General features: G+C 66.5%; 25 protein-coding genes. 11 read left to right on the top strand and 14 right to left on the bottom strand.

What is annotated here, in order from left to right; all coding sequences use genetic code 11:
- Positions 1-29 precede the first annotated feature (29 nt).
- From chlG to ACO056_RS09275, 7 genes are all read left to right on the top strand, one after another.
- Complete coding sequence (gene chlG, locus ACO056_RS09245) at positions 30-956, top strand: chlorophyll synthase ChlG (protein ID WP_421855023.1); 927 nt, start codon at positions 30-32, stop codon at positions 954-956.
- Positions 956-2,272 (top strand): BCD family MFS transporter, encoded by a 1,317-nt coding sequence (locus ACO056_RS09250; RefSeq protein WP_421855427.1) that lies wholly within the window; start codon positions 956-958, stop codon positions 2,270-2,272. Before chlG ends, ACO056_RS09250 begins: the two co-directional genes overlap by 1 nt.
- Positions 2,269-3,465: a geranylgeranyl diphosphate reductase gene (locus ACO056_RS09255; protein WP_421855026.1), complete on the top strand. Its 1,197-nt coding sequence runs from the start codon at positions 2,269-2,271 to the stop codon at positions 3,463-3,465. The genes ACO056_RS09250 and ACO056_RS09255 overlap by 4 nt, the downstream gene beginning before the upstream one ends.
- Positions 3,466-3,473: 8 nt before the next feature.
- Entirely contained in the window at positions 3,474-3,959 is a 486-nt protein-coding gene (locus ACO056_RS09260) for a TspO/MBR family protein (protein WP_421855029.1), read from the top strand.
- Positions 3,960-4,028: 69 nt separating this feature from the next.
- Positions 4,029-4,289 (top strand): hypothetical protein, encoded by a 261-nt coding sequence (locus ACO056_RS09265; RefSeq protein WP_421855031.1) that lies wholly within the window; start codon positions 4,029-4,031, stop codon positions 4,287-4,289.
- A gap of 166 nt (positions 4,290-4,455) precedes the next feature.
- Entirely contained in the window at positions 4,456-4,962 is a 507-nt protein-coding gene (locus tag ACO056_RS09270) for a hypothetical protein (protein WP_421855034.1), read from the top strand.
- 70 nt (positions 4,963-5,032) lie between these two features.
- Positions 5,033-6,313 (top strand): YncE family protein, encoded by a 1,281-nt coding sequence (locus ACO056_RS09275; protein ID WP_421855037.1) that lies wholly within the window; start codon positions 5,033-5,035, stop codon positions 6,311-6,313.
- Between the two features lie 159 nt (positions 6,314-6,472).
- Here the strand turns inward: ACO056_RS09275 and pufC are convergent, their stop codons facing one another.
- From pufC to ACO056_RS09325, 10 genes are all read right to left on the bottom strand, one after another.
- Positions 6,473-7,555 carry a photosynthetic reaction center cytochrome PufC gene (pufC, locus tag ACO056_RS09280; RefSeq protein WP_421855040.1) on the bottom strand — a complete coding sequence of 361 codons (1,083 nt, stop codon included), beginning with the start codon at positions 7,553-7,555 and terminating at the stop codon, positions 6,473-6,475.
- Positions 7,556-7,557: 2 nt separating this feature from the next.
- Complete coding sequence (pufM, locus tag ACO056_RS09285) at positions 7,558-8,520, bottom strand: photosynthetic reaction center subunit M (protein ID WP_421855043.1); 963 nt, start codon at positions 8,518-8,520, stop codon at positions 7,558-7,560.
- 13 nt (positions 8,521-8,533) lie between these two features.
- Positions 8,534-9,358, bottom strand: coding sequence for a photosynthetic reaction center subunit L (gene pufL, locus ACO056_RS09290; protein WP_421855046.1), 825 nt, complete (start codon positions 9,356-9,358; stop codon positions 8,534-8,536).
- Between the two features lie 136 nt (positions 9,359-9,494).
- Positions 9,495-9,674, bottom strand: coding sequence for a light-harvesting antenna LH1, alpha subunit (gene pufA / locus ACO056_RS09295; RefSeq protein ID WP_298171240.1), 180 nt, complete (start codon positions 9,672-9,674; stop codon positions 9,495-9,497).
- A gap of 105 nt (positions 9,675-9,779) precedes the next feature.
- Complete coding sequence (gene pufB, locus ACO056_RS09300) at positions 9,780-9,932, bottom strand: light-harvesting antenna LH1, beta subunit (RefSeq protein ID WP_072383985.1); 153 nt, start codon at positions 9,930-9,932, stop codon at positions 9,780-9,782.
- 124 nt (positions 9,933-10,056) lie between these two features.
- Positions 10,057-11,502, bottom strand: a complete 1,446-nt coding sequence (bchZ, locus tag ACO056_RS09305) for a chlorophyllide a reductase subunit Z (protein WP_421855049.1) — start codon at positions 11,500-11,502, stop codon at positions 10,057-10,059.
- Between the two features lie 160 nt (positions 11,503-11,662).
- Entirely contained in the window at positions 11,663-13,201 is a 1,539-nt protein-coding gene (bchY, locus tag ACO056_RS09310) for a chlorophyllide a reductase subunit Y (protein ID WP_421855052.1), read from the bottom strand.
- Complete coding sequence (locus ACO056_RS09315; RefSeq protein WP_421855055.1) at positions 13,191-14,201, bottom strand: chlorophyllide a reductase iron protein subunit X; 1,011 nt, start codon at positions 14,199-14,201, stop codon at positions 13,191-13,193. Before ACO056_RS09315 ends, bchY begins: the two co-directional genes overlap by 11 nt.
- Positions 14,198-15,133 (bottom strand): chlorophyll synthesis pathway protein BchC, encoded by a 936-nt coding sequence (gene bchC, locus ACO056_RS09320; RefSeq protein ID WP_421855058.1) that lies wholly within the window; start codon positions 15,131-15,133, stop codon positions 14,198-14,200. Before bchC ends, ACO056_RS09315 begins: the two co-directional genes overlap by 4 nt.
- A 197-nt stretch (positions 15,134-15,330) precedes the next feature.
- The gene (locus ACO056_RS09325) at positions 15,331-16,491 is read right to left on the bottom strand and encodes a methyltransferase (protein ID WP_421855061.1); all 1,161 of its coding nucleotides are present in this window, start codon (positions 16,489-16,491) and stop codon (positions 15,331-15,333) included.
- A 99-nt stretch (positions 16,492-16,590) separates the two neighbouring features.
- On the opposite strand from ACO056_RS09325, the gene ACO056_RS09330 reads away from it, so the two are divergent.
- Positions 16,591-17,730 (top strand): hypothetical protein, encoded by a 1,140-nt coding sequence (locus ACO056_RS09330; RefSeq protein WP_421855064.1) that lies wholly within the window; start codon positions 16,591-16,593, stop codon positions 17,728-17,730.
- Positions 17,731-18,096: 366 nt separating this feature from the next.
- Here the strand turns inward: ACO056_RS09330 and ACO056_RS09335 are convergent, their stop codons facing one another.
- Genes ACO056_RS09335 through bchI form a run of 4 tightly spaced genes read right to left on the bottom strand, consistent with a single transcriptional unit; the run spans position 18,097 to position 21,807 of the window.
- Positions 18,097-18,234 (bottom strand): hypothetical protein, encoded by a 138-nt coding sequence (locus tag ACO056_RS09335; RefSeq protein WP_421855067.1) that lies wholly within the window; start codon positions 18,232-18,234, stop codon positions 18,097-18,099.
- Positions 18,235-18,248: 14 nt separating this feature from the next.
- Positions 18,249-19,124 (bottom strand): alpha/beta fold hydrolase BchO, encoded by an 876-nt coding sequence (gene bchO / locus ACO056_RS09340; RefSeq protein WP_421855070.1) that lies wholly within the window; start codon positions 19,122-19,124, stop codon positions 18,249-18,251.
- Positions 19,121-20,809 carry a magnesium chelatase subunit D gene (locus ACO056_RS09345; protein ID WP_421855072.1) on the bottom strand — a complete coding sequence of 563 codons (1,689 nt, stop codon included), beginning with the start codon at positions 20,807-20,809 and terminating at the stop codon, positions 19,121-19,123. The genes bchO and ACO056_RS09345 overlap by 4 nt, the downstream gene beginning before the upstream one ends.
- A complete protein-coding gene (gene bchI, locus ACO056_RS09350; protein WP_421855075.1) occupies positions 20,806-21,807 on the bottom strand; it encodes a magnesium chelatase ATPase subunit I in 1,002 nt (333 codons plus the stop codon). The genes ACO056_RS09345 and bchI overlap by 4 nt, the downstream gene beginning before the upstream one ends.
- Positions 21,808-21,917: 110 nt before the next feature.
- Between bchI and ACO056_RS09355 the strand changes: the two genes are divergently transcribed.
- The 3 genes from ACO056_RS09355 to ACO056_RS09365 all read left to right on the top strand — a co-directional run bounded on the left by ACO056_RS09355 (position 21,918) and on the right by ACO056_RS09365 (position 24,982).
- Entirely contained in the window at positions 21,918-23,138 is a 1,221-nt protein-coding gene (locus ACO056_RS09355; protein WP_421855078.1) for a DUF3422 family protein, read from the top strand.
- An 84-nt stretch (positions 23,139-23,222) separates the two neighbouring features.
- On the top strand, positions 23,223-24,380 hold the full coding sequence (locus ACO056_RS09360; RefSeq protein WP_421855081.1) for an acyl-CoA dehydrogenase family protein: 1,158 nt from the start codon (positions 23,223-23,225) through the stop codon (positions 24,378-24,380).
- Between the two features lie 176 nt (positions 24,381-24,556).
- Positions 24,557-24,982 carry a CHRD domain-containing protein gene (locus ACO056_RS09365; RefSeq protein WP_421855084.1) on the top strand — a complete coding sequence of 142 codons (426 nt, stop codon included), beginning with the start codon at positions 24,557-24,559 and terminating at the stop codon, positions 24,980-24,982.
- Positions 24,983-25,423 lie beyond the last annotated feature (441 nt).

Genomic DNA, 25,423 nt, shown 5'->3' on the forward strand with positions numbered 1-25,423 from the left:
TTAGGGGTGTCAACCATACCCTCCGGGGTATGACGCAGCCAGCCACTTCGGCCGGGGCCCTGACCACAGAGACCCCCAAAGCCATCCGGCGCCCCGCCCCGCGTGACGTGCTGGAGCTGCTCAAACCGATCACCTGGTTCCCGCCGATCTGGGCCTTCATGTGCGGGGTGGTCTCATCGGGCCAACCTGCGTCCGGCCACTGGATCGCGATCATCGCGGGCGGCCTGCTGGCCGGTCCGCTCGTCTGTGGCAACAGCCAGGCCATCAACGACTGGTTTGATCGCCACGTTGACGCAATCAACGAACCGAACCGCCCGATCCCTTCGGGCCGCATTCCCGGCCGCTGGGGTCTGGGGATCGCCTGCGTCGGTTCCGTCATTTCCTTTGCAGTTGGCGCAGCGCTCGGCATCTGGGTCATGGTCGCCACTGCGGTCGGCCTCGCCGCCGCCTGGGCCTACAGCGCCCCGCCGATCCGCCTCAAGGCGAGCGGCTGGTGGGGCCCTGCGCTTGTCGGCCTCACTTATGAAGGCCTCAGCTGGTTTACCGGCGCCGCCGTGATGAACAGCTCCCTGCCGCCCACCCCGGTGCTGGTCGTCCTCGTGCTCTACAGCCTCGGTGCGCACGGGATCATGACTCTCAACGATTTCAAGGCAGTAGAAGGCGACAAGCAGACGGGCGTGCGCTCATTGCCGGTCGTGCTCGGCGTCCGCAATGCCGCGCTCTTTGCTTGCGGCGTCATGGCGCTCGCGCAAGTGATCGTCGCGATCTACCTCGTGCAGCAGGGCCTCACGCTCTCCGCGCTGATCGTCGCGGGGGTGCTCGCCGTGCAATTCGCGCTCATGCCCAAGCTCATCGCCGATCCCGCCGCCCGCGCGCCGTGGTATGGCGGCACCGGCGTCACGCTCTATGTCCTTGGCATGCTGGCAGCGGCCGGCGGCCTTGGCGGCCATTGGTGATGGCCCCGCGCGCCGCTCCGTCCGGCTTCGGCTGGTTCTCGATTGCCCGCCTCGGCCTCGTGCAGGCGGCGATCGGCGCCATCGTCATGCTGGCCACTTCGCTGCTCAACCGGGTCATGGTCGTCGAATACGGGATGGCCGCCGGTGTCCCCGCCGGGCTTGTCGCGCTTCACTATGGCGTGCAGCTCGCGCGCCCCGTCTGGGGCCACGGGTCGGATCGCGGCCATGCCCGCACCCCGTGGATCATCGGCGGTGTCGCGGTGCTCGGCTTTGGTTCGATGCTCGCCGTTTTCGCCCTGCCGCTGGGCAAGGCGCAGCCCTTGGCGGCGGACGCGGTTCTGCTGCTCGGCTTCATCCTGATCGGCGCGGGCGTCGGCGCGGCGGGCACCTCGCTGCTCGCACTTCTCGCCGCCGGGGTCGCACCGAAGCGCCGCGCCGCGGCTGCTGCCGTCACCTGGATCATGATGGTCATGGGGATCGTCATTTCCGCAGGCACTGCCGGCGCGCTGCTCGATCCGTTTTCGTGGGGCCGGCTGGTGCAAGTCTCGGGCGGCATCGCGCTCGCCGCGCTCGTGCTCACCGTGGTTGCGACCTTCCGGCTGGAACGCGGCGTGCAAACCGCCACGCCCGAACCAACCCGCGAAACCAGCCTCGGCGATGCCTTGCGCGCCGTCTTCGCCGAAACGGCCGCACGGCGCTTCACCGCGTTCGTGTTCCTCTCGATGCTCGCCTATTCGATGCAGGACCTCATCCTCGAACCCTTCGCCGGGATCGTCTTTCGCATGAGCCCCGCGCAATCGACGTCGCTTTCCGCCGTCCAGCACAGCGGCGTCCTCCTCGGCATGATCGTTGCCGGCGTAGGCGGCAGCGCCTTTGCAGGCCGCGCTGCCGGAGAGCTCCGCGGCTGGATCGCCGCCGGCTGCGTCGGCTCGGCGCTCGCGCTGGCGGGCCTCGCCGTTGGCGCAGGGATCGGGCCCGGCTGGCCGCTCGCCGCCAATATCGGTGCGCTCGGCTTTGCCAACGGCGTGTTCGCTGTCTCCGCCATCGGCGCGATGATGAGCCTCGCTGGTAGCGGGTCCGGCGCCGATACCGGCGTGCGCATGGGCGTGTGGGGCGCGGCGCAAGGCGTCGCCTTCGGGCTCGGCGGGCTGGCCGGCGCGGTCGGTGTCGATCTGGCGCGCCACGCGGAAAGCGACGGGCGCGCCTTCCAATCCATTTTTGCGATCGAGGCCGTGCTGTTCATGGCCGCGGCAGTGATGGCAGCGCGCATTGCGGGGCAGGGCGCGACAATGAATTTGCGGGAGGCGGAAGCATGAGCGGGATCGATTTCGACGTTATCGTGGTAGGCGGCGGGCCCTCGGGAGCCACTGCCGCAGCTGATCTCGCGCGGATGGGCCATTCGGTCATGTTGCTGGACCGGGCTGGGCGCATCAAGCCCTGCGGCGGCGCGGTTCCCCCGCGGCTGATGGAAGAGTTTGCGATCCCCGATAGCCTGCTCGTCGCCCGCGCCCGCAGCGCGCGCATGGTCGCGCCTTCGGACCGGGCGGTCGATATGCCGGTGGGTGAGATCGGCTATGTCGGCATGGTGGACCGCGATGTGTTCGACGAATGGCTGCGGAACCGCGCCGCGCAGGTAGGGGCTGAACGCCGCACCGGCACGTTCGAGCGGATCGAGCGTGACGGGGCCGAAGGCGCCGTGGTCGTCTACCGCGAAACCCGCGGCGGGACTGAACACCGCGTCCGCGCGCGGCTGGTGATCGGCGCCGATGGCGCGCGCTCGGGTGTTGCGCGCGATAGCCTGCCCGGCAGCGAAAACGTGAAATGCGTCTTCGCCTATCACGAGATCATCAAGTCACCGCCCGCCAACGACCACGGTTTCGATCCCGCGCGCTGCGATGTGATCTACCAGGGCCGCGTCTCGCCCGATTTCTATGGCTGGGTCTTCCCGCACGGCGAAACCGCCAGCATCGGCGTCGGCAGCGCCAACAAGGGCTTCTCACTGCGCGGCTCGGTCGCCAACATGCGCCGCGAAATGGGCCTCGCGGCGTGCGAAACGGTGCGCAGCGAAGGCGCGCCCATTCCGCTGAAACCCCTGAAGCGCTGGGACAACGGCCGCGATGTGCTCGTCTCGGGCGATGCCGCCGGCGTGGTCGCGCCTGCCTCGGGTGAGGGGATCTACTATGCGATGACCTGCGGGCGCCACGCCGCCAATGCCGCGCACCAATTCCTGCTCACCGGCAAGCCGAGCGCGCTCAGGGCCGCGCGGCGGACTTTCCTCAAGGAGCATGGCCGGGTGTTCTGGATTCTCGGCATGATGCAATACTTCTGGTATTCCAGTGACAAGCGCCGCGAACGGTTCGTGGCGATGTGCGCTGATCCCGATGTGCAGCGGCTCACCTGGCAGGCCTATATGAACAAGAAACTGGTCAAGGCCGATCCGATGGCCCACGTGCGGATATTCCTCAAGGATACCGCGCATCTCCTTGGCCTCAGGGCAGCGCACCCTTGAACAGCAAGATGGCTGATCGGCCCTGGGGCCTGCCGATTGCCATTGCCGCGATTGCGGCGATCGTGGTTGCCGGGGTCGGCGGCACGATGACCGATACGACCGGCTGGTATCAGTCCCTGCGCCTGCCGAGCTGGAACCCGCCGCCGCCCGCGTTCGGCATGATCTGGACAGTCGTCTTCACGTTCATCGCCGCCTCCGGCGTCAACGCGTGGCGGGCCGCGCCGGACAGCCGCTCCGCCGATACCCTGATCGGCCTCTTTGCGCTCAACGGCGCGCTCAACGTGATGTGGACCGTGCTGTTCTTCCAGCTGCGCCGCCCGGACTGGGCCTTTGTCGAACTGGCGATGCTGTGGTTCTCGATCCTCATCCTGATCGTGGCCTGCGCCCGCCATTCCCGCATCGCGGCGCTGCTGCTGCTGCCCTATCTCGCGTGGGTGACGGTCGCTGGCGCGCTCAACTGGCAGGTGATCCAGCTCAACGGGCCGTTCGGCTAGAGATGGGCATACCCCCAAACCCGCTCGCCCTGAGCTTGTCGAAGGGCCACAGCACAACCTATCCGCTCGATGCCTGATCTCACTGCCTTCTTCGCCAGCGGCCACGCCGCCGATCTCGTGCTCGCCGTGCTGGCGGTGGAGGCCCTGATCCTCCTGCGCGCCGGCCGCCACGCCATCGATGTCGCACTGCTCCTGCTCCCCGGCGCCTGCATGATGCTGGCCTTGCGCGCGGCGCTGGTTGGCGCAGGCTGGCCGTGGATCGGCCTTGCTCTGGCGGCCTCGTTCCCGGTGCATCTGGCGGATCTGCTGCGGCGTGGGCGGGGGCTGTAAGTCTCATGTGTGCCGCGCATGCAACTAAACACCGTGGCTTCTTCAACGAATAGATCGAAACTGGAACTGAAATAGCCTGACAAGGCAGGGCTGCATTTATAGAGAGGCTCAGGCTGATAAATCCTGAGGCCAGACCAACAGGCGTTCGAAGGCCAATCAGCTGCCTATGATCAGAACCATTGCTCTTGGATGCCTCACATACCTACTGATCGCAGACGTCGTATTCAGCGACATCCTGAAGCCGGTATCTCTTGCAGTGATCTGGTCCGATAGGCTGAGTGCGCCTTACTGGCGTTTGATCGTGCTCGCGTGCTTTGCCGTGGGAGCGCTTGGCTTCCTCTTACCCGATCGCGTTTCGCTCTTTCGTGTGCCCGTATTCCTTACAGTCGGACTTTTGGGTTCGCTGCTGACAGTTGGAGCTTACGCCGATCACTTGCGATCTCGAGCGGTGAGCCAATTCGGTGCCGAGCGACAGATCCAGCACGCATTCCTAACTTCAGTGCGTAAAGCCCCGGCCGACTTACAATTCTTTCTGCATGCCGCCGTTCTGAAGCGCTGCGAGCCTTATGGATGGAGCTATAGGACTATGAATTTCTATCGCATACCGCCGAACGTCGCAGTCAACGTTCTGCCTCCAGAATGGATCACCGAATGCTCTCTTCACGGCGAGTGATCCGTTTCCCAAGTCGGCATTAAGACTACTGTCATCAATTCTGGCAGATATGCATGAAATGCCCCGCCAATTGAGCCCTGTTGTCCTCGTATCGCTGGTGATTTGCGCCAGCACGGCGGTGGCCGAAACACCCCGCGAAGGGCTGCGCGCAGCCGCAAAGGCGGAAGGCGATGCCGATGATGGCGCCCCGGCGCCACGCAGCTACGACAACCGCGCCTGTGGAACGATCAAGGGCGGCGGACCCCTCACATGCGAGGCGGCATATCTGGGGCGGCTCCCACCGACGAGTTACACCCGAACACCGCCGCTGCTTTCGCCAGATGGGCGCAGCATTGCCGCCTACGACGGCATCGAGGGTCTTTCCCTCGCCCGGCTTGTCGATCGCGCAAGCGTGCAGGTCGCGAGCAGATACGGCATCGCCGCCATCGGCTTCCTTGATAATGCCAGCACCCTGGCATGGCTTGAGAACAGCCGCGAACTGTTGTCGGTGCGCCAGAAGACAGACAGCCATGGATTTGCCACTTCGCCACTCGAACCCGTGCGGTACAGGCTAGACGGCAAGGCTCGCAGCTTACCGACTCTCGTGCATGCGGCGGGCCCCCTCGATGGTATTGCGTGGGTCGGTCATGCCGGCATGGCGATTGCCGAGTTCGGGACCAAGGGCGAATATTACAGGCCTCCCCGCGAAGACCCGGCGCCGACCCTTGCAATCGTCGATGCCATCCATGGTCGGGTTCTGCAGGCGATCCCGTTTCCGCCGAAGGATGAGCGCGGCTTCTTGCAGCGCGTCATGAAGCTGGTTGTGCGGCAGACCACAGACGGAGACGTGCATGCCGTCTTGCGCCTTGGCAACATCGGCTGGTTTGAATGGAAGCAGGGTCAGCCGCTTCGCCCGATCGCGCTGGGTGGTGAACCGGATGTTGTTGCCGAAGCTGCGATCATGCCCGATGGCTCGGCCTTGCTGATCGCTCGCGCACTGAGCGCAAATGGCCCGATCTGTGAACACAATCCCGAATGTCCTCCGCCTGCTCCGCAGACGGGTGTTGTCGCTGAATTGAAATCGCTGTCCACCGGTGCCGTGCAGTGGCGGATCACCGGAACGGCCACGGCTTTCTCAAACCCTGATCCTCCGGCAATCAGCCCGGACGGTCGTTATGCTTTGATCACTTTGCCGCGTCTGGCGGGCAGTGGCGGGGCCAACACGGCGCTGATCTCCATGGAGGACGGGCGCATCCTGCAAACGATCAGGAATCCGTGGTCAAGCGCTTGCGCCATGGGCTTCACACCCGATGGACGGCGGGCCTGGGTCAGCGGCGATGGCAACATTTATGTGTTGCGTCTCAAGTCCTGAGCTGTGCCCTTCGGCGTCCTGCCTCATGCCAGGCGGGCAAACGCAAGGGGCAAGCGCGCGCACTGCCCAAAAGAAAACCCCCGCGATCCGCATGGGATCGCAGGGGCAGGTGTTCCGCGCCGGTTGCGTGCGCGGGGGTGTTCTGTTGCCTGACCGGGGTCAGGGCATCTTGGTTGCCGCTGCAGCCGGAGCTGCCGGGGCAGGCGCTGCTGCTGCGGTGATCATCGGAGCGCTCGGCCGCAGGGCCGGGTAGTCCTTGACCATCGAGACACCGCCGAGAGGCTTGTTGATGCCGCGGTGGCAGGTCGTGCAATTCACCTTGAGCGGATCACCCTGCGGGCCGAGGCGGTGCTTGGGGAACACGCCGGCAAGCGAGCCGATGTATTCACCGTTGATGTTGCGCACCATCCGGTAGCCATACCAGGCGGTGACACGCTTGGGTGTGCTCCTGTTCCAGGCCTGGAACGAGTCGGTGTTGTGGCAGAACGTGCAGTTCACGCCCAGCGCCGTCGAGGTGTGCATCATCAGACTGTAAGTGCCCTCCGTCTCCATGACCGAAGTCTTGTCGAGCCGCGAGGGATGGCTGTAGGTCGACTGGACCCGGATGTTGCTGGAGTTCGCATTCAGCAGGTACTTGGCGAAAGCTGCGTTGGGCAGCGACGAATAGGCCGTTGCGATCACCGGGTTATCCTGGCCGTGCCGATTGCCGAGGATCGTGTCCGGATTGCCCTTGGCCGGCAGTGCCCAGTTCTCGGTCGGCACCGCCTTGCCGCGGTGGCAGGTGTAGCAGGTAACGCCGGTCATCTTCACGTGCTGTGTCCAGTTCGTGTTGATGTTCCGGGTCATCTGCAGCATCCGCCGCGCGACCTTCTTGGTGTAGAGTTCGTCCGAGGCCATGTTTGCCGGGTTGTGGCAATAGTTGCAGCCTTGCTCCGGTGCGATCCACTGCGTAATCGCGGCCATCGTGTAGCTGAACTCGTCCTCCGAGATGTCACCCAGAACCTGCACGTTCTGGTAGGCTTCCTTGGCAGGACGGCCACCCGGCTTGGGCGGATCGTAGGGCGGCGGCGGCACGACATTGATCGGATCGATCTTCTTGTTCGCCGCAGCGAGCGTGATCTGATCCATGCCGGTGCCGCGATAGCCGTATTGCTTGGCGGACTTGGTCCCCACCTGGCAGGCGCTGAGCAGCGCTGCTCCGATGACCACCGCGCCGATGCGCAGCATGAGGTTCGGTTTCATGGTCACTTGCTCCCCAATGCCGGGTCGATGACCCCCGTGGAAGGGTAAGCCGGCGCGTAGTGGTGCTGTTGTGCCCACAGGTACCAGTTGTCGACAACGGTGCCGGTGAGGAGGATGCCGATGCCGCCGGTCAGCGTGGTCAGCACGGCGAACCACCAGGCCCAGCGGTGAATCGATTCCATCGTGGCGTTGAAGCCCATGGTCCAGCGCCAGAACAGGGCAGCGCGCTCCGATGCAGTACCGCGATCGGTGATCTGTTCGATCTCGCGTTCACCGCCATACCGGCCAACCGCCAGGATCGTCGCGCCGTGCATCGCAAAGAGCAGCGTCGAGCCGTAGAGGAAGGCGATCGAAAGGGCGTGGAACGGGTTATAGAACAGGTTGCCATAGCGGATCGAAAACGCAGCAGTCCAATCGAGATGTGGGAAGATGCCGAAGGGCACCGCTTCTGACCAGCTGCCCATGAAGGCGGGCCGGATGAAGCCAAGCACGAGGAACAGCCAGATTGCCGACATGAACGCCCAGAACACGTGGGTGCCCATGCCGAGTGCGCGGGCCCGGCGGTAAGTCCGGATCGCCCACAGCAGTACCGAGAGCGTCAGGAACATGCCGGCGAGGATCCACCAGCCGCCCTTGGCGAGCGGAACGATCGGCGAGAAGCCGTACTCCGGCCCCGGCGGCTCGAGGCTGAGCCAGGGCAGCAGCCGGACGAACTGGATCGGATTCCAGTTGACCGAAGCCATCATGTTGAGCCCGATGATCTCGAACGCGATGAACCCGCACAGGAGGGCGAGGAGCCCTGTCCATCCAAGGTAGATCGGGCCGAGCTGGGCCTGGCCAAAGCGGCCGAAGAGGTGGTTGAACCCTACGGCGGTGCCGCGCGGATCACTGCCGGGTTTCATCCCGATGCCCATTTCCGGGGCATGGCTGAGCTGAACCTGGGTGAAGATATTCTGGTAAGCCATGGCTAGTCCTCCTTCACGACCAGATCGGCAGATTGAGCCACCAGTTCCACCATTCGGGCCATCCGCGGGTCCACAGCGGGCCGCTGATGATGATGCAGATCGCGCTCCAGAAGCCGGCGTTGAGCGCCAGCAGCAGGCCCAGGCGGTGGATGCCCAGGGTACCGATCGAGTAACCGATCAGATCGCGGAAGAAAGTGTCTTCATATTCCGGCGTCTTGACGGTCTCGCCCTCTTTGGGATTGACCGCTGAAAGCACCAGCGCGCCGTGCAATGCGAGCGCCAGGGTGGTGGTGAAGAAGAACGACACCGCCAGCATGTGCGCCGGATTGTAGTGGAAGTGCAGGTACTGGTACCCGGTGTTCGACACCCAATCGAGGTGGCTGAAGATCCCGTAGGGGAAGCCGAAGTGCCATGCACCCAGCAGCACCGGACGGATCACCACCAGCGAGACGTAGGCGAAGATGGCGAACCCGAACGCAACCGGGACATGGTAGCCCATGCCAAGCTTGCGGCAGATTTCCACCTCACGCAGTGCCCACGATGTGAACGAGACGATCGCGCAGACCGTGATCACCTGCCAGAACCCGCCTTCACGCAGCGGGGCAAAGCCCAGGCCATATTTGAGGTCCGGCGGAGCGATCGAGATCAGCCATGGATTCCATGTGCCACCTTGCGAGGCACAGTAGAGGATCAGGGCTGTTCCGAGCGAGGCGAAGATCGCCGTCATCACTCCGAAGAAACCGACATAGAACGGGCCGACCCAAAAATCGAAAAGGTCCCCGCCGATCAACGTGCCTCCGCGCACGCGATACTTTCGCTCGAAACTGAGGAGCGCCATAGCTCTATCCTCCCCCGCCCAAGCCTGGCGGGCACAAGTAAATGGTCAAAATCAACCGGTTCCCCCCGGCAGTGCCGGAGGCGGCAGGGCCCACCATGTTAAAATGGTGGGGTGCCGCCTCTTGCCTTGCAGGTGGTCAGGGTGCGGCCGCGCCAGCGGCTGCGGCTGCCGGGGCCGCAGTGTGCGGGCCGTCGAGCCAGTTGAAGCGGGGCGTGCTGAGCAGGATGAAGTGAATCACAATTGCCAGCACAAACAGGAAGGCAGCAAGTGCCACGAGGGCCCTGCGCGGATCGAAAATAAGCCAGACTCTCCACATGGTCATTGTCCTTGTGAATGCGCCACCTGGGCGCGGTATTCAGGTTCGGCCAAAAAGGCCGGGTGGCCGTTGTGGCCAAACGTGATTGAAGTGACGGTGGATTTCTTACGAAATCCAGGGACGCCACGACCACACAAGCGCGTGGGCAACCACGGCCACAGCGGTGAAGCCGAGGAAGCTGCTCATGAACAGCTTGTGGAATTCCTTGGCTTCTTCGGGGGTCAGGTAGGTCCTGAGCCCAAGGCGATCATCGCTCATTTCTGCATCTCCAGTATTGACGTGCAAAGCGAGAGGCGGCGATCGCCCCCCGGCGATATCCCACCGGCCGAAACCGATGGAATGGGGTTGCCCGCGGTTCTGCGGGTCATTTCGTTCGCGCCGCTCATGGTGCGGCACTGCCAAGCAGCGCATCTGCCAGCCGGTCGGGGCTGACGATGCTTTCGCCCTCACGGCGCGCAGCGGCTTCGGCCGCATCGCGCAGGCGCTTGGCAAAGGAGATGCGGATGAGCACCGGCTGTGCTTCGACCAGTTCGTCGAGGCGGGCCTTGGCGTCATCGCTCCACGGCAGCTCGCGGTGTGCACGCGCCGGTGTGGCGGGCACGGCATCGAGCTGGGTGGCCAGCGGGAGGATGTGGAACAGCGCGTCAAACAGCGCGTTGCACACTTCCTGGATCAGGTAAGTCGCCCCCGAATAGCCCATGAAGGGCGTGCCGATGTGGCGGCGGATAGCCGCACCCGGGAAGCTTGCGGGAATGTAGATGCTGCGCGCGCCGCATTCGGCGAGGTACATCCGCTCGTTATAGCTGCCGAACACGACCATCGGCGCGCCGGCGCGGATGGCATCGCGCACATCCTCGTTCTTCGGCTTCACGCCCGCGCTGCGCGAAAACGCGAAGGCGCAAGGAAGGCCCATGTCTTCTTCAAGGAAATGGCGGATCCCGCGGGTGTAGGTCTCGTTCGCAACGATGCCGAAGCTCGCCGTGCCGAAGAAGTCCTGCGTGACAGAGCGCCACAGATCCCACAGCGGCTTGATCGTGGTGTGCTTCTCGCGCGTGATGAACGGCTCGGGATCAAGCCCGAGCGATGCGCCCAGCGCTTCGAGGAAGCGGGTGGTCGAAGTGAGGCCGACCGGCGCCTGGAAATAGGGCCGCTCGAGCACTTCGCACAAGTTGCGGCCAAATTCGCGGTAAAGGCAGACGTTGGCATCCGCATCCGCCAGCTTGCGGATATCCGCAAGGTGGCAGCCCAGCGGGAACACCACGTTGACCTCGGCGCCGATGCCTTCGATCAGGCGGCGCACTTCGGCGAGATCCGAGGCCATGTTGAACATGCCATAGGCCGGGCCGATGATGTTGACGCGGGGCTTGTCGCCTTCCTTTCGGGCCTTGGGGGCGGGCATCGCCTTGGGGCCGAACTCGGTCCACAGCCAGCTCAGCGCGCGGTCGGCCGATTGCCACTGATCCTCGTCGATCGTGCGGGGCAGGAAACGCTTGATGTTGGTCCCGCCCGGCGTCACGCCGCCGCCGATCATCTCGGCGATCGAGCCGGTGACGACCACGGCTGGCAGATCGGGATCGAGCGTCTTCCAGGCACGGCGCATGGCCGCTTCAGTGCCGGTCTTGCCGAGCTCTTCCTCGCCCAGGCCCGTCACGACAATGGGCAGTTCGTGCGGCGGCAGGCCGTCGGTGTAATGGAGCACCGAGGTGACCGGCAGGTTCTCGCAGCCCACCGGGCCATCGATGATGACCTGCAGGCCCTTCACCGCAGTGAAGACATAGACCGCGCCCCAATAGCCGCCGGCCCGATCATGATCGATGATGAGGGTCATGCGCACCCTCCGAGAGTCTGGCCCAAAGACTGGCCCAGCGCCTTGACCAAGCTATGGCCGAACAGCAGCGCCGACGTTTGGTCAGAGGGCGGGCTCGACGGCTGCCGCGAGGGCTGGACAGTGATGGCGAGCCGCTGGCCGCCGTATGAGATGCAGAGGATCATGAGCCCACCGCCTCGGCCGCCTTGCGGGCAGCCTCGTTGAGCGCGGCGTACTTCTTCTTGAAGCTCGGGCGGTCCTGCGGAGTATCTTCCCAGACGCCGGTGGTGTGGCCGGTGCCGACACCTTCGAAGAAGGCGGCCATACGGTCGAAGCGCGCCTTGCCGGCAATGGCGGTGTTGACCACCATGGCGAGGCTGCCGGCGCCCGCCGGGCCCATCAGCGGCCGGGCCGAGATGAGGTTGGTGAAGTAGAGCGCCGGGATCGCCATCTGCTTGGCGTGCTGGACCACCGGCGTCGTGCCGATGGCGAGATCGGGGCGGAATTCCTCGACCGCGGCAATGTCCTGCTCGAGGCTGGCGCGGTATTGCACCTTGATGCCCCGGGCCTGCAGCCATTCGCGGTCCGGATCGGACCAGACAGTGCGAGGGCAGGCCGTGCCGACATAGCGGACATCGGCGCCGCTCTCGACAAGCAGTCGCGCCACCAGCAGTTCGGAGCCTTCGTAGCCCGAAACGGTGATCCGGCCCTTGATCGGGCGGGCGGCAAGTGCGCCGCTGATCGCGGGCAGGATGCGGTTTTGCGCGGCAGCAACCAGATCGGCCTTGATCCCGCAAGCATCGCCGATGGCGGCAAGCCAGGCCGCCGTGCCATCGCGGCCCACCGGCGCAGAGCCGACGACCGTACGGCCTGCCGCTTCGAATTCGCGCACGCTGGCTGTGTAGAAGGGGTGGATCGCGGCGACCACCGCGCAATCGAGCGCGGCATAAAGCTCGCGCCATTCGCGCGTCGGCACCACTGGCCCGGCAGCCAGGCCCATCGGTTCGAGCATCTGGGCAATGCCCATCGGATCGACCGGGAACATTTCGCCGAGAAGGGTAACGGTTGGCTTGTCGGGCCGGGTCTGGGGCGCGCTCACCGGGCCTGCTTCAGCCTCGCTGCGGGCGTAGGCGAGCATGGCACCGGCGAGCACGTCCTTGGCTTCGGCATGGGTCGGGATGCCAAAGCCCGGAACATCGATCCCGATGATCCGGACGCCGTTTACTTCCTTGCCCAGCAGGCGCAGCGGCACGCCGCTTGCCGTGGGCACGCACAGGTTGGTGACGACAATCGCGTCGTAAAGCGCCGGATCCGCGAGGTTCTCGACCGCTTCCTTGATGTCTTCGAAGAGCTTGCCCGTGACGAGCGTTTCCGAATTGAACGGAACATAGCCCACGCTGCGCCGCGCGCCGTAGAAGTGCGAGGTGAAGGTCAGGCCATAAACACAGCAGGCCGAGCCCGAGAGCACGCTGGCGGTGCGACGCATTCTGAGGCCCACGCGCAGCGATCCGAACGCCGGGCACATCGATTGGGGCTGGTCATGCGGGCCGACCGGATAGTCGGCGGCATAGCGATCCAGCACTTCGCTCTTGCCCGCGCTGCGCGCTGCTTCGCGCATCCGATCCGCGCCGCCGTGGCAGCCGCCACCTTCGCCAGCGGGCACAAGCGCGTCCGGCACGGCGTCGATCCGGTCAACAGGAGGGCGGGCGTCAGATGTCATCGTAGATGATCTCCAGCGAAGCCTTGGGTTCGAAGCTGCCACCGCGCATGTCGGCCTGGGTGGCAGGCAGCAGCGTCACGCTGCCGCCGGTTTCCTCGGGCGAGAACAGGCCGAGCAGGCCGTCCTGGTCGAGCGGCTTGGGCCGGCGCGGCGGGGCAGTGGCGACATTCTCCGCCAGCTCCTCGAACAGGCCGCCCCACTGCGTATCGGGCCGGCCGATGATCTGGTAATTCGCTGATTTGCGGCGAATATCCTCGTCCGCCGGGATCGCGCAGAGCACCGGGATATCGACCGCCTCGGCAAAGGCCTTCGCCTCGCCCGTGCCATCGTCCTTGTTGATGATCATGCCCGCGACGCCGACATTGCCGCCCATCGAGCGGAAGTATTCGACCGCCTTGCAGACGTTGTTGGCAACGTAGAGTGACTGGAGGTCGTTCGAGCCGACGACGATGACCTTCTGGCACATGTCGCGCGCGATCGGCAGGCCGAAGCCGCCGCAGACAACGTCGCCGAGGAAATCGAGCAGCACGTAATCGAAGCCCCACTCGTGGAAGCCCAGCTTCTCGAGCAGTTCGAAACCGTGGATGATGCCGCGTCCGCCGCAGCCGCGGCCCACTTCGGGCCCGCCGAGCTCCATCGCGAAGACGCCGTCGCGCTGGAAGCACACGTCCTCGATCTTCACTTCCTCGCCCGCCAGCTTCTTGCGCGAGGATGTCTCGATGATCGTCGGGCAGCTCTTGCCGCCGAACAGCAGCGAGGTTGTATCGGACTTGGGATCGCAGCCGATCAGCAGCACGCGCTTGCCTTGCTGCGCCATCATGTAGCTGAGGTTGGACAGCGCGAAGCTCTTGCCCGAGCCGCCCTTGCCGTAGATCGCGATGATCTGCGTTTCCTTGGTCACTTCGGTCGGCACGATCGCGTCAGGTTCGATCGCTGCTTCGTCGCGAAGGGCCTGAACGCGCCCAGAAACTCCAACAGCAGATGCTTCAAGAGTCGTCATGCGCAATTGCTCCAATCGAGAACCATTTTCAGGCAGTTGCGGTCCGTGAAGGCCGCAGGATAGGCTTCCGCTGCCTCGCTCGCGGGGCGCACGTCGGTGACGAGGCCGCCCAGCTCAAGCCGCCCGTCGCGGATGAGCCCCAGTGTCCGGTCGAGGTCGCCGGGGCTCCATTCCGCGGCGACGCGGATGCGTGCCTCGGCGCGGAAGGCCACCGGGAAGGCGAAGTTCAGGCGCTCGGCGTAAAAGCCCGCCAGGTTGATTTCCCCGCCGCGCGCAAGGCGGCCAAGCAGCGTGTCGAGAATGTTCGAATCGCCACTCGCATCGCAGATCGAGCGGTAGTCGCGGCGCGGATCGGCTTCGGGCGTCACCACCGTGTAGCCAACCGCACCGGCGGTGCGCAGCGGATCGGTTTCCCACACCGTGGGCGCCGGCGCACCAAGCGCGATCGTGATCCGGGCAAGCAGGCGGCCCAGCACACCGTGGCCGACAATGAGATCGGGCAGGGTGCCGCCATCGAGTGCATGAAGCGCCGTTGCGGCGAGGGCGAAGAGCACGCCGTCAGCCTGCAGCGACTCGTCGATGGTCAGCGCGCGGGTCGATGGCAGGACAAGGCGGCGAGCCGAGCCGCCGAACAAGCCGCGCGCATCGCGGAAGCAGCTCGCGCCGGGCACGAACACCCAGTCACCGATTCGCGCCCAGGCATCGCGGCCGGCATCGATCACGCGCCCGACCGATTCGTAGCCCGGCACGAGCGGGTAACCCATGCCCGGAAACATGGGCATTTTGCCTGTCCAGAGAAGCTTTTCGGTGCCGGTGCTGATGCCGCTCCAGCGGACTTCGACCACCACGTCGGAGCCGGTCGGCGCATCGAGCGCGAGGGGGCGGAGAGCCAATTGCTCCGGTGCCTCCATGATTAGCGCTAGTGCTTCCACGACCACGTTCCCCTCAGTCCCCTGCCGATCGGCGTACCGTTCGTCCTGGGGACCTTTCCGAGTGTCAGCTTACATTGTCATCAAGAAGTGTCAACTCGGCACTACACTTTTGTGTGTCATGCTGCTGCGACAAGGTGTGCAGCATCGCCGATGGTCCGTTTTGGTGGAGCGTGCCGCCGAAAGCAGGGCTCGCCCGGTCAGACACGCGCGACGATCGCACCGCAGACCAGCGGCAGGTGGGTCGGCAGCTCGCGCCAGCTAGAAAATCCCGCGCTGCGCAGCATCGCGCCCAGCTCGGCCGGACGGCGCGGGCGCCCCGATCCCATCGCCCAGAGGTAGAGCCCGAAGTAGGCATCGCCCATCGCGCCGCCCCCGGCGGCTCCCGCCATCGGCTCGCCGATCAGCAGCGTGCCGCCTGCCGGCAGCGCCGCACGCACCGCGCGCAGCAGGCGCAGCGCCGGTTCATCGTCATGATCGTGAAGGATCCGCACCAGCGTGATCAGGTCATGCCCTGCCGGCAGCGGATCGTGGAGAAAGCTGCCCTTGTGCAGCGCCAGGCGCGGCGCAATCAGCGCATCCCGCCCGAGCGTCGCCTCCGCCCCGGCAACGACATCGGGCAGATCGAACAGAGCGAGTCGCAGTGCAGGGGCAGCCATGCCCACCGCGCGAACAAAGGCGCCCGTGCCCCCGCCAACATCCAGCATCGCCTTGTGGCGGTTGAATTTATAGGCGGCGACCAGCTGCTCGCTGACCATCGCCTGCGAGGCGGCCATCAGCGCGGAATAGGCCGTAGCGGCAGGCTGATTCGCCGCGTCGCCCTGTCGTCCGGGCGGCACCGCACCCGTCGCGCTGGCCCGCGCATATGTCCAGAATTCCGAAAGCGCGGTCGGCTCCTTGCGATCCGCGCGCAGCAGCGCCAGCGGATCGGCAAGATCCCTGTACAGCAGCGCATGGTGATGGATCATCGCCCGCGCGCCGGGATTGCACTGCAGCGCCGCGCCATCCATCCCCAGCGTCCAACGCCCGCCCGGGAGCGACTCGGCAATCCCCAGCGAGGCGGCGGCGCGCAGCAGGCGCTCGGTTGCGGCAAGGCCAAGGCGCGCGCGGTTCGCGGCCGTCGCGGTGTCGCACGGCCCTTCCGCAAGGAGGTCCAGCAGCCCGCCCTCGACACAGGCGGTGAGCACTTGCGCATAGGCAAACCCGGCCACCAGATCGAACGCCCGCCGGGCGCGGGAGCGCACGATCGGCCGCGTCAAGGGAAAGGCCGCGCTCCACTGCTGGAAGCGCGGGTTCGTCAACAGGCGGTTGCGCCAGCCGATCCAGCGTTCCCTCAGCCCGACCCTTGGGGGCAAATCCATTCGATTGGACATATCCATATGTCAATTACATTGGACATTCCGAAGCAATGCGTCAATCATCCGTGCAAGCCCCGCATCCGGGGAGAGGGAGATTGTGCCATGTGGCGAGGCGAGACCAACGCGGATGGTGCGCTAAGGTACAGGGAAGGCGGCCCCGAAACGGCGGAGGAATGGCCCCCGCTGTGGAAGGGCATCGCGCGGATGAACGGCGCCCTGCCGCCTGCGCCGCCAGCTCCCGATCCCTGGGCCCTGCTCCGCCGCGGTGAGGACGACCGCCTCGTGCGCGCGCCGGGCAGCCTCGATAGCGATGCGCATCCCCGCTTCGATACGCCGGTCCCTGCGGGCGGCTACAGCTGGTGGTACGTCGATGCGCTGAGCGACGACGGGCAGCATGGCCTCACCCTGATCGCCTTTATCGGCAGTGTGTTCTCACCCTATTTCAAGCGCTCCGGGCGCAGCAATCCACTCGATCACTGCGCGCTCAACGTTGCGCTCTATGGCCCCAAGGCGCGCTGGACGATGACCGAGCGCGGCGAACACGCGGTGAGGCCCGAAGCGGACCACTTCGCCATCGGCCCAAGCTCGGTGCGCTGGGCAGGGGACTGCCTGATCATCGACATCGAGGAACTCGACAAGCGGATCATGAACCCGTTCCGCCGCCGCGTTTCAGGCCAGATCAAGGTCTGGCCCGAAATGCTCAACACCGAAGCCTTCGCGCTCGATCCTTCCGGCAAGCACCTGTGGCACTGCCTTGCCCCGCGCGCCCGCATCTCGGTCGAGATGAAGGCGCCTGAGCTCAGCTGGCAGGGCAGCGCCTATCTCGATTCCAACCGCGGCTCTGAGTCGCTCGAGGAAGGCTTCCGCGTCTGGCACTGGTCGCGCGCGCATCTCGGCAAGGATGTGGCGGTGTTCTACGAAGGCCAGCGCCGCGATGGCTCCACCTTCGCGAGCGCGCTGCGCTTCGATTCCGCAGGCATTCCGCACGAGGCCGAATTGCCGCCGACAGCACCGCTGCCCAACACGCTCTGGCAGATGGAGCGCGTCACCCGCGCGGATCGCGGCCATGCCACGGTGCGCCGCACCTGGGAGGATTCGCCCTTCTACACCCGCTCGACTCTCCACGCCCGGCTCTATGGCGAACCGGTGGTGGCGATGCAGGAAACGCTTTCGCTCGACAGGTTCTGCTCACCGATCGTGCAGCAATTGATCCCGCACCGGATGCCCAGAGCGCGGCGCTAAAAACGCGTGATCCCAAAAACCCCTCGTCATTCCCGCGCAGGCGGGAACCCAGCGCGGCACAAGCCAACGTCAGCGACCATCTGCCCTGGCCCCCCGCCTACGCGGGGGTGACGAAGCGGGTTTGATGATACGTAGTCAAAACCCCTCGTCATTCCCGCGCAGGCGGGAACCCAGCGCGGCACAAGCCAACGTCAGCGACCATCTGCCCTGGCCCCCCGCCTACGCGGGGGTGACGAAGCGGGCGTGACGATACGTATTCAAAAACCCCTCGTCATTCCCGCGCAGGCGGGAATCCAGAGCGGCACACACCGACGTCAGCGGCCAGCAACTCCTGCCCCCGCCTTCGCAAGGGCGGCGAAGTAGCACTTACTCCTTCGGCGCAGCGTCCTTCTTGGCCTTGTCCCGCGCGATCTCGCGGTTGACCGAGACCAGTTGCCACACGCCGAGCGAGAGCGCGATCCCGCCGAAAACGACCATCTCGATCCATCCGAAGTTCTGAGCCACGCGCTGCCTCCCTCTCAAGCATGCACTGCTGCGGGGGCAGCGATCGCCTCCGCAACAAGATCCGCCCGCTCTTCGTGCGCCAGGTGGCCAAGACCTGCAAGCACGCTGAGCGTAGCGTGCGGCATCAGCCGCGCCGCCTGCTCTATCGAACTGGTCGGCACCGCAGCATCCCTCGCGCCGTGGATCAGGCGGACACGCGCCGTGATCCGGGGCAGCTCGCGCTGAAGGCCGGCAAGGTCCCACCCAGCCATCATCTCCAGCGCCCCGCGGCAATGCAGCGCATTGCCCAGCAGCCGGCCATAAAAGCGCAGTCCATCCGCATCGATGGCCGATCCGGTGGAGCGGACCAGAAACTTCTCCGTATCGCCCGCCCCCCGCGTGCTCGCGGCGAACAGGCGCGGCACCAGCGGATTGAGCACGAGCGCGCGGGCAAGGCCCTGGAACAAGGGCGCAAAAACACCGGGAAACGGCGTGAGCGCCGCATTGAGGCCAATCACCTCGGGCACCTCGAGCCCGCTGCGCACCATCTTGAGCGCAATGGCGGTGCCCGCCGAATGGCCAATCAGCTTGCCCGGCGCCGCGTCCAGCGCAGTCAGCAGCCCGCTCACGGCAGCCGCCATGCCGGGCAGCGTAAGGCCGCCGCTCGGCCTCCCGCGCGTGAAGCCGTGGCCGGGCAGGTCCATTGCGATCACGCGGTGATCTCTTGCCAGCAGCGGCATCAGATGGCGCCAGCTATGCGTCGCAGCGCCGGTGCCGTGGAGCAGCACGATCGGCGGCCCTTCACCCATTTCCTGGACGTGCCACGTCAGCCCGCCAACCGGAACGAAGCGGCTGGCCGAGCGGTGCGGCCAATCACGCCCGTCCGTTTCCCAGACCAACGGCTTGCTCACGTCAGGGCTCCGATCACTTTGCTCAGCGTGGCGGCGCTCGCCTGCGGCAGCGGCACATAGCGTGCGCGCATGGCCGAAGCGATCGCCGCCGCTTCGGGGCGGGGGCGCGGCGAAATGTCGATCACCACCCCGGCAAGCCCTGCCGCAGCAATCGCGCGTCCGGCCTTCATGGCGTCCTCGGTCGCCGCCGCCCGGTTGGTGCTGCCATCGAGCGCAATGTTGCCGCGCCCGTCCGTCAGCAGCACCAGCAGCGGCGTATAGCCTCGCCGCATGAGGCCCGTGCCGAGCGTACAGATCATCGCAAGCCCGGCGGCAAGCGGCGTACCTCCGCCGCCCGGCAGTTCGGTCAGCGCGCGGCGTGCCCGCGTCAGCGAACGCGTGGGCGGTAGCAGCACTTGCGCGTCATTGCCCCGAAACGCGACGAGCGCGACTTCCGTGCGCTTCACATAGGCCTGCGCGAGCAGCAGTTCGACCGCGCCCTTGGCTTCGGCAAGGCGCGTGAAGGCAGCCGAGCCCGAAGCATCGACCGCGAAAATCGTGACCGACGCGCTGCGCGCCTCGAAGCGGCGGACCCGCACATCGTCTTTCAGGATGCGCAGGCCCGTGCGGGCCTCGCCCTCCGTCCGGCGGAGCGCCTGCCACGGGACAGCGGCCCGCAGCGTGTCGATCAGCGCCAGCCTTGCGCCACCGCGCGGCAAGCCCTGCCTCGCCGCAAGTGGGCGGCCGCGCAGCGGTGAAAGATGCCGCGCCCCGCCGCCGCTACCCGCACCGCGCCGGGTCCGACCGGCCGCCAATGCTTCGAGCAGGCCCGGCGGTATCGCGGCGGCTGCGGCTTCGATCAACTGATCGGGATCGGGCGTGCCGTTGTCCTCCTGCTCCTCGTCGCCGGGCGTCTCGGCATCGCTCTCAGCAGGCGGGGGAGGGGGCGGGGGCGGCGCTTCCGCGTCGTCCTCAGGCGGTGGTGGCAGGCGTGTCGCGCGCGGGGCGAGCACCAGCCGCGCCGCTGCCGCAAGGTCGCTTTCGCGCACGGTCTCGCGCCCCGCCAGCCGCGCGCTGGCCCCGGCAGCAAGCGCGGCAAAGCGCAGCGCCCGGCCCGAGTTTACGCCCAGCGCCAGCGATACGGCCGCCAGTGCTTCAAGGCCCTCCGCGCTGCAGGCCGGGATCTCGGTGGGCGAGGCGAGGGGGGGCGGCAAGTCCGCCGCGCCGAGGTCGGCCGGCGCCATCTGGCCCAGATCGCAGGCAAATGCCACGCGTTCAGTCAGGCTCAGCGGCGGCACTTCGTCATGCTCCGCGCCGTCATCGAGCAGAACGATGCCAAAACGCTCCGCTGCATCGGCATGATCGAGCGCCTGCGCCACGCTGCCCGCCAGCGAGGGCGTGATCCGCTCCGCCAGAGGTGCAAGGACCACAGCTCCGCGCGCTTCCTCCAGAAACCCGCTCCGCGCCACGCTGCGTCCCGCCGCAAGGCTGGCGGCAAGATCGATCCCGCCATGCAGGCGTTCGCTGTCGATATGCGCGGGCATCCGCTTCAGCCGCACGGCGCTGCCCAGCCGCTCGACCAGCGCATCCCGTGCCGGGCCGGGCCCGCGCAGCCAGAGACCGCCAAAGCCCGCCGGCCAGAGCGCAAAGGCGCGCAGCGCCAGCGCCGCATCCTCTGCGGCGGGCGGCGCCTCAGTGGACGTCATCCGAAGACCTCGGCCACCGCCCGTTCGATGCGGGTGGTCGATCCGGTTTCGTCGAGCACGTCGCGGCGCAGGCGGTGGCGCAGCGCCATGGGCGCGACCGCGATTACGTGCTTGCGCTGCACGGTCGCGGCACCTTCCAGCGCCGCCTGCGCACGCGCCGCGCGCATCACAGTGAGTTCGCCGCGCAGCCCATCGGCGCGGCAGGCCATGCACAGGCGTGAGGCATCGTAGAGCACTTCATCCGGCGTCTCGACCGTCGGCAAGCGGGAGCGCCCGCGCGCAATCCGCCGCACGATCTTGGCGTCCGCCGGTGCCCATTCCTCGCAGAAGGAGGCCGCATCGCGTTCGTGCGCAGCGCAGCGGCGCATGATCTCGACCCGGGCATCCAGCGTCTGCGGGGTGCGCACTTCCACCGAAAGCCCGAACCGGTCGAGCAATTGCGGGCGCAGTTCGCCTTCCTCCGGATTGCCGCTGCCGATCAGCACGAACTTCGCCCTGTGCCGCACCGAAAGCCCCTCGCGCTCGACCAGGTTCTCGCCCGAAGCCGCCACATCGAGCAGCAGATCGACGAGGTGATCCTCCAGCAGGTTGATCTCGTCGATATAGAGAAAGCCCCGGTGCGCCTTGGCCAGCAGCCCCGGCTCGAACCGCTTTTCGCCCGAGCGCAGCGCACGTTCGAGATCGAGCGCGCCGATCACGCGGTCCTCGGTTGCGCCCAGCGGCAGGTCGACGAACGGCACGGCCCGCTTCGCCGTGCGCTTCGATGTACAGGGATCTGGACAGGTCCCCGCATCGGGCGGCGCGCAGCCAAACCGGCAGCCTTCCACCGCGGTGATCGGTGGCAGGATCGCCGCAAGTGCGCGCGCTGCCGTCGATTTTCCGGTCCCGCGGTCGCCGAAGACCATCACGCCTCCGATCGCTGGATCGACAGCGGCCAGCAGCAAGGCCTGCTTCATTTCGTCTTGCGCGACGATGGCGGAGAAGGGGAAGCGGTTCATAGTGTCAAGCAATCTGGACTATGCGGGTTGTAACGGCAAGTGTGCTGTGAAAGACTAAGGCGCGATTGATCCGGGGCGACGTGCGCGCCGGGCGGGGAGTGCCAGAGGCCATGTTGAACGAGCACCGGCTGCGGCGCGAGATTGTCGGCGAGATGCATCTCAGGCGCTGGCCGCCGATCACGCCGCCGATGACAATCGTGCAGATCCTGCGCCTCGGTGCCTCGGAAGGCCTGCCGCCCTTTCGCGGCGGCCCCGCCTTCGCTGCCGAACCGGGCCAGCGCCACATGCAGGGCATTCTCGCCGACGGCCTCCTGTTCACCTGGGAACGCCACAGCGAGGCGACCACGCTCACCGTCTTCGCGCGCCCCGATGCCCCGCTCCTCGCCGAAGCCCGCGCCTGGGCCGAAAGCGCGCCCGGCGAGGTTTTGCGCGCCACCCTCATCGATATCGAGGCCGATGCCGCCGCAGCCGCCGCCCGCATGGCCGAATTCGATATCGACCCCGCCGAGCTTGTCTGCTGCGATTTCGGCGGCGGCGCGCGGCTGTCCTCCGATTTTCGCATCAAGGACGAAGGCTATGGCCGCCTCGTCGTGGCCGCCGGCCAGCTTGGCCCGGTCGATCTCGCCCGCGCGGTGCAATCGCTGCAGGAGCTGGGCAATTATCGCAACATGGCCCTCCTCGGCCTCCCCGTCGCCCGCGCCTGCTGGGGCAAGCTCGATGCCGCGGAGGAAGAACTGCGCGCCTTCGGCCGCCGCCTCGATTCGGACGAGAGCTCCGACAACGAACTCCTCGATGCGCTCTGCGCCATGAGCCTCGAACTCGGCACCATCGCCAGCGATTCGCGCTACCGCCTCAGCGCCACCGCCGCCTACGCGCGCCTGGTCGACGAACGCCTCGCCACGCTCGCCCCCGTCGCCATCCCCGGCTTCGCCAGCCTCGCCGATTTCACCCAGCGCCGCTTCTACCCCGCGATCCGCACCTGCGAGACGGTCGTGCGCCGCCAGCAGGAACTCGCCGAACGCTCCGCCCAGCTCACCTCGCTGCTGCGCACCCGCATCGAGACTCGGATCGAGGACCAGAACGCGCAGCTCCTGCAATCGCTCGAAAGCGCCACCCGCACCCAGCTGCGCCTCCAGCACCTCGTCGAAGGCTTCTCCACCGTCGCCATCACCTACTACGCCGTCTCGCTCCTCGCCTACCTCAGCGGCGGCCTCGCCCTCTTCGGCGTCCACGTCGAGCACGACCTCTTCGCCGCGCTCGTCATCATCCCTGTCTTCATCATGCTCTACGTCTACCTGCGCCGCGAGCGCAGCCGCCTCGGCGGCCACTAGCAAATTTGCACCACGAGGCCCGCTTTACGGCGGCGCAAAGGCAGGCAATAGCCATGCCGCACAAGCGCTTCGGTGGAGAGGGACATGGCAGACGAAGAAACCTTTGCAGACCTGCGCGAAGGCGTGCGCCGCCTCTGCGCGCGCTTCCCCGGCAGCTACTGGCAGGCGCTCGACCGTGACCGGAAATACCCCACCGAATTCGTCACCACCCTCGCACAGGAAGGCTGGCTCTCCGTCCTCATCCCCGAGGCCTACGGCGGGTCCGGCCTCGGCCTGGCTGCCGCCACTGCCGTACTCGAGGAAGTCCACCGCTCCGGCTGCAACGGCGGCGCCGCCCACGCGCAGATGTACACCATGGGCACCCTCCTGCGCCACGGCTCCGAGGCGCAGAAAGACCGCTACCTCCCCGCCATCGCACGCGGAGACCTGCGCCTCCAGGCCTTCGGCGTCACCGAGCCCACCAGCGGCACCGATACCACGCGCCTCACCACCTTCGCCCGCCGTGACGGTGATCGCTACATCGTCAACGGCCAGAAGATCTGGATCAGCCGCGCCGAACATTCTGATCTCATGGTCCTCCTCGTGCGAACCACCCCGCGCGAGGATTGCGCAAAGTCCACCGAAGGCATGAGCGTCCTCCTCGTCGATATGCGCGATGCGGTCGGCAATGGCCTCACCATCCGCCCGATCCGCACCATGCTCAACCACGCGACGACCGAGCTGTTCTTCGATGATCTCCCGGTCCCTGCGGAAAACCTCATCGGCAGGGAAGGCGATGGCTTCCGCTACATCCTCTCCGGCATGAACGCCGAACGCATCCTCATCGCTTCCGAATGCATCGGCGACGCGCGCTTCTTCATCGACCGTGCCAGCGCCTACGCCAGGGAGCGCTCCGTCTTCGGCCGACCCATCGGCCAGAACCAGGGCGTCCAGTTCCCCATCGCCCGCGCCTATATCCAGACCACCGCCGCCGCGCAGATGGTGGCCGATGCCGCCGCCCGGTTCGACGCAGGGGAGGGCGCCGGCACCGAGGCGAACATGGCCAAGCTCCTCGCCTCCGAAGCCTCATGGTTCGCGGCGGACATGTGCGTGCAGACCCACGGCGGCTTCGGTTTCGCCGAGGAATACGACATCGAACGCAAGTTCCGCGAAACCCGCCTCTACCAGGTCGCGCCGATCTCCTCGAACCTCATCCTCAGCCACGTCGCCACCCACGTGCTGGGCCTGCCGAAAAGCTTCTAGGGTCACAACCTGCTACCCCCCCCGTTCGTGCCGAGCGAAGTCGAGACACAGCGCGCCAAGGCAAGAACCCCGCAAACCTTGCGCCCCCCGCAGCGAGGCGTAGGATCAATCCGCAGCGGCAGCCCGGCGCGCGAGTCTCACCGCGTCAGGAGCATGCCGCCACAGGAGATGATGCGATGACCAGGTTTCTGATCCCCACAGCCTGCGCAGCCGCGCTCGCGCTGGCCCCCGTTGCCGCCGCCGCCGAAACGGTGGTCCTCACGGCCAACCTCACCGGCGCCAACGAACCCGCCGGCGGCGCGCCCGAAGGCAACGGCGCCTTCCGCGTCGAGATCAACACCGAAACCGGCGATTTCTGCTACACCCTCTACGGCGAGAAAATCGCCGCCCCCACCATGGCCCACGTCCACACCGGCGCCGCCGGCACCAACGGCGCCCCCGTCATCACCATGGACGTCACCGGCAAGGGCAGCGACATGTGCATCGCCGTAGAGCCCGAGAAACTGAAGCCCATCGTCGCCAACCCCGCAGGCTTCTACGTCAACATCCACACCGCAGACTTCCCCGCCGGCGCCATCCGCGGCCAGCTGACCAAGGGCTGACGACAGAGAGCCCCCGGATCGGGGAGGGGGACCACCAAAGGATGGTGGAGGGGCACCCACCCCAGCACTCTACCGCCGCCAAAAAGCCAAAAGCCCTCTCCCCCGCTCATCCTGAGCTTGTCGCAGGACAGGGGAGAGGGCCCGGAGAGGGGGCGACCAGCCCAACTTACCCGAAAGAAGAAGCCTCCGGCGGGCAAGGGCCACCGCCCTTGCAACCCAACAATCCTCCCCATTTTTGCGCAGCACAAATGGGGAGGTGGCAGCCCGCAGGGCTGACGGAGGGGTAATTCGACGCCAGCCCCACACGAGCGGCCAGCAGCCAAACCAAACCCGCCATCCCCACAACCACCAAGCCCGCCGCTCCCACCCCATCGTCATCGCGAGCAACGCGAAGCAATCCAGAGCGCCAAACCGCGAGCAAGCCGAAAGAAACAGCCTCCG

The organism is Novosphingobium sp., assembly GCF_965228995.1.
GTDB lineage: Bacteria > Pseudomonadota > Alphaproteobacteria > Sphingomonadales > Sphingomonadaceae > Novosphingobium.